This window comes from Pseudoalteromonas sp., from assembly GCF_041629635.1.
Taxonomy (GTDB): Bacteria; Pseudomonadota; Gammaproteobacteria; order Enterobacterales; family Alteromonadaceae; genus Pseudoalteromonas.
Map to the genome: position 1 here is coordinate 1 of NZ_JBFKMX010000173.1, position 6,043 is coordinate 6,043.

Annotated in this window: 6 protein-coding genes and 1 pseudogene; 4 read left to right on the forward strand and 3 right to left on the reverse strand. The window is 32.2% G+C overall.

Annotated elements, in window-relative coordinates; all coding sequences use genetic code 11:
• Positions 1–446: 446 nt before the first annotated feature.
• Both ABYD77_RS17025 and ABYD77_RS17030 read right to left on the reverse strand, forming a co-directional pair.
• Entirely contained in the window at positions 447–662 is a 216-nt protein-coding gene (locus tag ABYD77_RS17025; protein WP_372771290.1) for a hypothetical protein, read from the reverse strand.
• 101 nt (positions 663–763) lie between these two features.
• On the reverse strand, positions 764–2,803 hold the full coding sequence (locus ABYD77_RS17030; protein ID WP_372771291.1) for a winged helix-turn-helix domain-containing protein: 2,040 nt from the start codon (positions 2,801–2,803) through the stop codon (positions 764–766).
• A gap of 495 nt (positions 2,804–3,298) precedes the next feature.
• On the opposite strand from ABYD77_RS17030, the gene ABYD77_RS17035 reads away from it, so the two are divergent.
• The 4 genes from ABYD77_RS17035 to ABYD77_RS17050 all read left to right on the forward strand — a co-directional run bounded on the left by ABYD77_RS17035 (position 3,299) and on the right by ABYD77_RS17050 (position 5,268).
• The gene (locus tag ABYD77_RS17035; RefSeq protein ID WP_052141072.1) at positions 3,299–3,703 is read left to right on the forward strand and encodes a glutaredoxin domain-containing protein; all 405 of its coding nucleotides are present in this window, start codon (positions 3,299–3,301) and stop codon (positions 3,701–3,703) included.
• A gap of 54 nt (positions 3,704–3,757) precedes the next feature.
• A complete protein-coding gene (locus ABYD77_RS17040; protein WP_040134659.1) occupies positions 3,758–3,961 on the forward strand; it encodes a hypothetical protein in 204 nt (67 codons plus the stop codon).
• A gap of 133 nt (positions 3,962–4,094) precedes the next feature.
• The gene (locus ABYD77_RS17045; RefSeq protein WP_199922584.1) at positions 4,095–4,235 is read left to right on the forward strand and encodes a hypothetical protein; all 141 of its coding nucleotides are present in this window, start codon (positions 4,095–4,097) and stop codon (positions 4,233–4,235) included.
• 454 nt (positions 4,236–4,689) lie between these two features.
• The gene (locus ABYD77_RS17050) at positions 4,690–5,268 is read left to right on the forward strand and encodes a hypothetical protein (RefSeq protein WP_372771292.1); all 579 of its coding nucleotides are present in this window, start codon (positions 4,690–4,692) and stop codon (positions 5,266–5,268) included.
• A gap of 531 nt (positions 5,269–5,799) precedes the next feature.
• On the opposite strand, the pseudogene ABYD77_RS17055 reads toward ABYD77_RS17050, so the two are convergent.
• Positions 5,800–6,043, reverse strand: a pseudogene (locus tag ABYD77_RS17055) (dihydrodipicolinate synthase family protein); the annotation flags it as partial.

Sequence of the window (6,043 nt, forward strand, 5' to 3'; positions counted from 1 at the left end):
AGCCCGACGAGCCCATAATGGCGACGAACTCCCCTTCGTCGATGGTGATAGAGACATCGTTTAACGCGGTAACGCGCGTTTCTCCACTGCCGTACTCGCGATACAGATTCTTCACTTCAAGCACTGCACACATTCCTTGATTATAGCTTTTAACTCACTATGGCATACAATGTAAACCACTGACAAAACTTAAATAAAAATTAATCAAAAGCATAAAGTGAAGTTTATAGCGGCTGGAATTTTACTAATTAATACTTCACTTTTATTAATAAAGCTTTACCTTTCTACTAAAATAGCAATTCACAAAAATAACATCTTATCACTTAAAGTTATTTCTAAGATTTACTTCATGCAGCTGGAGTTATATACAAATGCTATTCGTTAGAAAGTCATTAAATTGAACGCGTTTTAAAAAGAATTCAATTTTGTCTGCCATTTCAAAGTTACTATTTTTTGTCTTTCGATTTACTTTCTTCTTCTTTGTCATCTTTTTTACAAATAGGAAAGTTAGGGCATAGTGTAATTGTAAATTTATTTTGCTTGGCCTCAATTTTAGGTAATGTCTTTTCTATAGTTGTTTGATTATTCAATGTAATACCAAGAGTTGGAAACGCTGAAAAAAGAATCAAGGTAATAGTTATATTTTTTATATGTTGTTTCATTTTATTTCCTTTTTAAAATAATCAAGCTGCTACACTACAGAAACATCCTAATTATTTAAATAATGAAAATAAAACGGTTTTATCATTTATATAATAGAAGTTTACTCGTTAAAGTTTAATTGTTTTATTTTCATTTCCATTGTCTCTTTCGCATTTATATATATCAAGTTATTACTTATCTTAAAACTATGCACTTTATTATCTTCGGAAAAGGTATAAATCACTTTATCTTTATTATTATTTAAATCTCTTTTTAACAATTCGGTATCCGACAAATAATATAATTCTCCACTGTATATCTGCCACTCTATAGAATCAAACAGACCAAGCTCCAATGGAGTGACTTTTTTATTAGCCAAGTCAATGTTTATTAGTGATAAATCACTTAACTTTTGCCCATAATACTGCTCCTGATTACAATCGGCACTAAACTTATAAACGTCATGTTCTATTTTTATCAATTGTTCACTTAGCTCATAAAGGTCCCAAGTGCCATTATTTTGCGCTGTAAAAAGTGGTTTCCCACTTTTGCAATTAGCAACTAAGCTCTCTACAAGCCAATCATCTGGTGTTATTTGTCTAAACTGATCATTAACTAAGTCATATTCAATTATTTTATTGTTTCGAACAATTAAGAGAGAGTTCTCTTCCTGATTAAATAGTTTATCTTGAAGCGTGCTGTTTTCTTCAAATTGTGTCAATTGTTGTTCGTCAAATTTTTCCTTTATCCAAATCTGAGGAATACCACTCCTTCTAGAAGTAAAAAGAAGCTTGTCATTTGAAATTGGTACAGGATCATAATCTTGATAACTAGATGAAATAAGGTAGTTAAATTTTATTTTGCTCAAATCTGATGTCTTAATATCCGAAACAAAAAAACCGCCTTCCACTATATAGGTATTGTTTTGTTTATCACGATAAGGATAAATACTTTTCTGATGCAAATTGGAAAGTTTTTTTACTTCTTTTGTATAGATATTCTGTGATACCAAGAAGTTGTCCCTATCTATATAGAGCAATTCAGAGCTCAAGTTATTCCAAGATATTGCAAATAAGGTATGAGGTTCGCTAGCTAACGTAGTAATTTCTCCCGTTGCAAGTTCTAAAATATTCAGGTCAACACGAGCAAATGATATGGCTCTTAAAAAGCCTAAATACCTACCGTTTGGTGAGATGTAGCTGGCATAGTCACCAATACTCGTATTGGGAGGTGTAGTAATTTTTTCAATTTGATAATTGTTCAGGTTTAAGCGGTTTAGCTCATATTTATTGTTTTTAAAGTTTGAAAAGTAAAGCCATTTATTGTTAGGCCCAATAGATAGAGGGGACATACTTGCAATGTCACCACAATCAGTAATTTTTTCGTGTGAAGTATTAGCCAAAACATGCTTGGCTTGCCAAATTGAGCAGCTGTTATTTATATTTTGAACATAAAAAATGGTGTCACTATTACCAAACCACACAGGGGATTTTGAATCAATTGATTTGGGTGAAACATAACGCCATTTTGAAGTCGTCATGTCTTTAACTTTAATTCGCCAGTTCTTAGCATTCAATGGACGGTGACTATATGCGATATACTTCCCATCTTCTCGAACATTTAAACCATACTCTTGCCCTTTTTCAGTAGTAGTTGGTACAAGACTGAATTTAATTTTGGGAGGTTGCGAAACTTCTTTTGCGAAATAAATATACCCTGTAAATAGAATTAGAACTAATACTAATAATGAAAAAACAAGAACAAACCTATTAGATCTTTTTAAAGTTCGTGCTTGTAAGATACTTTCTGAATTAGTGCCTGTAGCATTGCTTTCAACAAAAGATGTTGACGCAATCAACTCATAACCTAATTGTGAATGTGTTTTGAGATATCTTGGATCCCTATAATTGTCTTTAAAAACCTTCCTAAGTTCTGAGATTTTATTATTTACTGCTTGCTCTGAAATAATCCTTCCTTGCCAAACCTCTTTTTCTATCTCGTCACGGGTAATTATTCTTCCTGAATTTTGAGCTAGCAGCAGCAATATTTTTGATTGCTTTGGCTCTAATTTAATGTCTTGGCTTCCATCATTAATTAAATATCGCTCAGGATAAAATCGATAGTTTTCAATCTGGAAATACGCTTCGTTTAGTAACTTCATCCGTCTTAGTCATTTCAAATTTAAAATCAGTAAACGGACTTGATATCCGTCATTTTATCTTAACAAAGTTAGATACATCCCTTAATTAATATGGTGTCTGGTCTTTAGTTAAGTTTGTTAAGTAACTTTACTTATCACAAAACTTTTTCTCTTCATTTATGAATAAAGTTTTGTATATAAAGGAAAAAATATCGATGTTGCATTCATTATTTAATAATTATGTCTTCGTTATGGGAAAAAGAAAAGGAATCTAATAGCTTTGATTCAGGTTATTAATGAAAAGTATAAACCGACTATTATTCTCCGTTATAAATCGTTCTAATAAATTCGTTTTATTCGAGTAGCTGGGAATATCGAAAGCTAAAAACGTCCGGACTTTCCTTAGAGAAAATGTTTTAAGCAGAACATTATACTCGACTTTTTAGATTCGATTTACTTGGTTTAGGCTAGCTTTAAATCTTTTAAAGTATTTCAAGATCATAAAGGTGTAGCAATTTGAAAGTATATGAATTCGTAAAACAATCTCTCTTAAATATCTCTTTTGTTATTGTTGGTTTAGCTGTAGGCATAGGTATGTTTGCCGGATATTCCTGGATCGTTGAACCACCAGCTTACATTGAGACTAATACGGAGCCACATTTTGCTTCAATAGATAATGATGTAGTTATTTACACTACAAGTTGGTGTGACTTTTGTAAACGCGCAAAAAAATACTTACGAGAAAAAAATATTGAATTTTATGAAAGAGATATTGAATTGAATGATAAGAATACCGAACAACTTTATAACTCGATCGGACTAAAAGGTGTTCCACAGATAATTATTGGTGACAAAATCATAAACGGCTTCAACAAAGAGCTTATTGATATTGAGCTCGCATCCTTAGAATCACTTCATTAAGTAGTAACTAGAAAAAAAATCCATTTAATATTAATAAAACAACAAGGAAAAGAAATGAAAAATTTAATTATTTCATTGTTAGTAGGTATCGGTATTTCTGTTTCAATGGGAGTAGCCAATGCTTCTGATCAAATGAACGCAAGCGGTTATATAGGTATGGTAAAACAAGTTATTACTCCTGATGGCATTCGTTGTTACAAATGCAACTCTGAACATACTTGCGTAATTATTCGCTGTCCATCAACTCAGGAAAAATAATGAAAAAAATAACAAAAGTAATCTCTATAACAGCTATTTCGTTAGGCTTCTCTGTAGCTGCAGTTGCTAGCCACTATTGCATTAAGTGTGACGATATCGGCTGCGAAAGAATTGTATGTCCTAAGGAAAAATAATGAAAAAAATAACAAAAATGATCGCTTTAACAGCTATTTCAATGGGCTTCTCTGTAGCTGCCGCAGCAAGCCATTATTGTATAAAGTGTGACGACATTGGCTGTCAACGTATTACTTGTCCGCCATCAGCAGAAAAATAATAAAGATAATTATCTATCAGTACTGATTTGAGTTTATTTTAAACATTCTGTTAAAAAGTCTTGGATATTAATCTCAAGTCTTAACTGGTTAGATAATGTTTTATTATAAAATAACACAACTGAGAGCTGAGCAAAAAACTACTCAGCTCTCAATTCAATTATTAAAACTTCAATGCTGGAAGTTGGATTAAAAAGTTGCCAAGCTGATGAATTAAAAATCACAAGCAAAGAGGAAAGTGAAAAAATTACCTCCCCTACTTTTAGCTGGCATACTCCTATCTCTGTCTGTTAGTGAATCTCAAAAAGGAATTCGAATAATCACTAATAGTGATAATTTGTCCACCAACTACAGAAAAGAAAAAACATTTTGAGACAAAATATGATGTTTGTGGAGCAAGTGCTATTGGACTAGTGAACAAACCCCTGCATCAAATTTTTTAAACGGAAAAATATCATGCGTAAAATTATTTTGGCAATTTGTTGTACTAGCATAGCTTACACTGTTTATTTGCAATTCAAAATTTCATCTTTAGAGTCTCTAATCAGTAACTCATATAAACAACCCCAACCTAAAAATAATAACACTATTACAGAAATACTCTATGAAAGATCTTACCCAACACAAAACAACAAAATCAATGAGGACATAAAAATACCTAATAAAGATGAAACGACATTTGTTGAAGAATCTCCTAATACCAATATGCCTCTCAGCAAAAATGAATTGAGAAGTACTAAAAGCTTTGAAGAAGAAAGTGTAGATGAAAGTTGGGCTTATGATTTTTCTGACAAAATATTCAATTTTATTCATAACCATAACGAAATTTCAAATTTTAATGTCAAACAGATAGATTGTCGGCAAACCATGTGTAAAGTGGAGCTTTATATAAATAACAATGATTCAATCATAGTAGCTCAGAATATAATCAGAGCATTTAAGCAAGAAAAAGAGTGGAATGAATTACCAATCTATTTTGATTCTGAAGTGGTAGATGGTGTGATTAGATTTGAATTTAGTCGATATAATCATTAAAAATTTAAAAAGAAATATTTAAATTATAACCTCTTAACTATATGTATGTTCATGATTAAAGTTAGTTGTTAACCTAGCGCCAAATTAACAATTGAGAATGGCGATGTACGTCAAGCTTTTAAGTTTTATTTTGCTGCTGACTTTGGGCGGCTGTTCACTCTTTGTCAGCGAGAACTATTTTGGTGAGAGTTGGAAGGGGCACCACATAAACGAGCTAGTAGCGTTATGGGGTGAACCAAAACAAATGATAACGAGTAAAAGCGGAGTCATCAAAGCTGAATATAAAATTTTTAATGACAACTGTACTTATATCTTTATTACTGATGAGAAAGGCATAATAAGAACATACAAATATGAAAGCTCTCTGTTCGGCACATGTAAACCTATTGGATAAACACTTTTAATTGGAAGAAATTAAGGCTTTAACTTTATACCCTTCCTACTTTGAGTACTTCACAAAAAATAAGTGCCTAACACCCACAAAAAAGCTCCGTAAACGGAGCTTTGATCTTTTCAAAAAAACTAAAAGTGTTATTCAGCTAAACCAAGTGCTTCAAGGCGCTCTTTTGCAAGTTGGTAACGTGCGCGTACATCATCAATTTGCGCTGCAGTAAGCTTTTTGCCTAATGTGCGCAGGCCGCCTTGTTCGTCATTTTGGTGAATACCAAATGCAAACTTTAGGTATTCCAATAACAGTGGCTGAGCATCAAGGTATGAAATTGAGTTCATTGCTTGCGAGATTTTATTTGCTTCAGCCCAATTGCCGTCATTTACA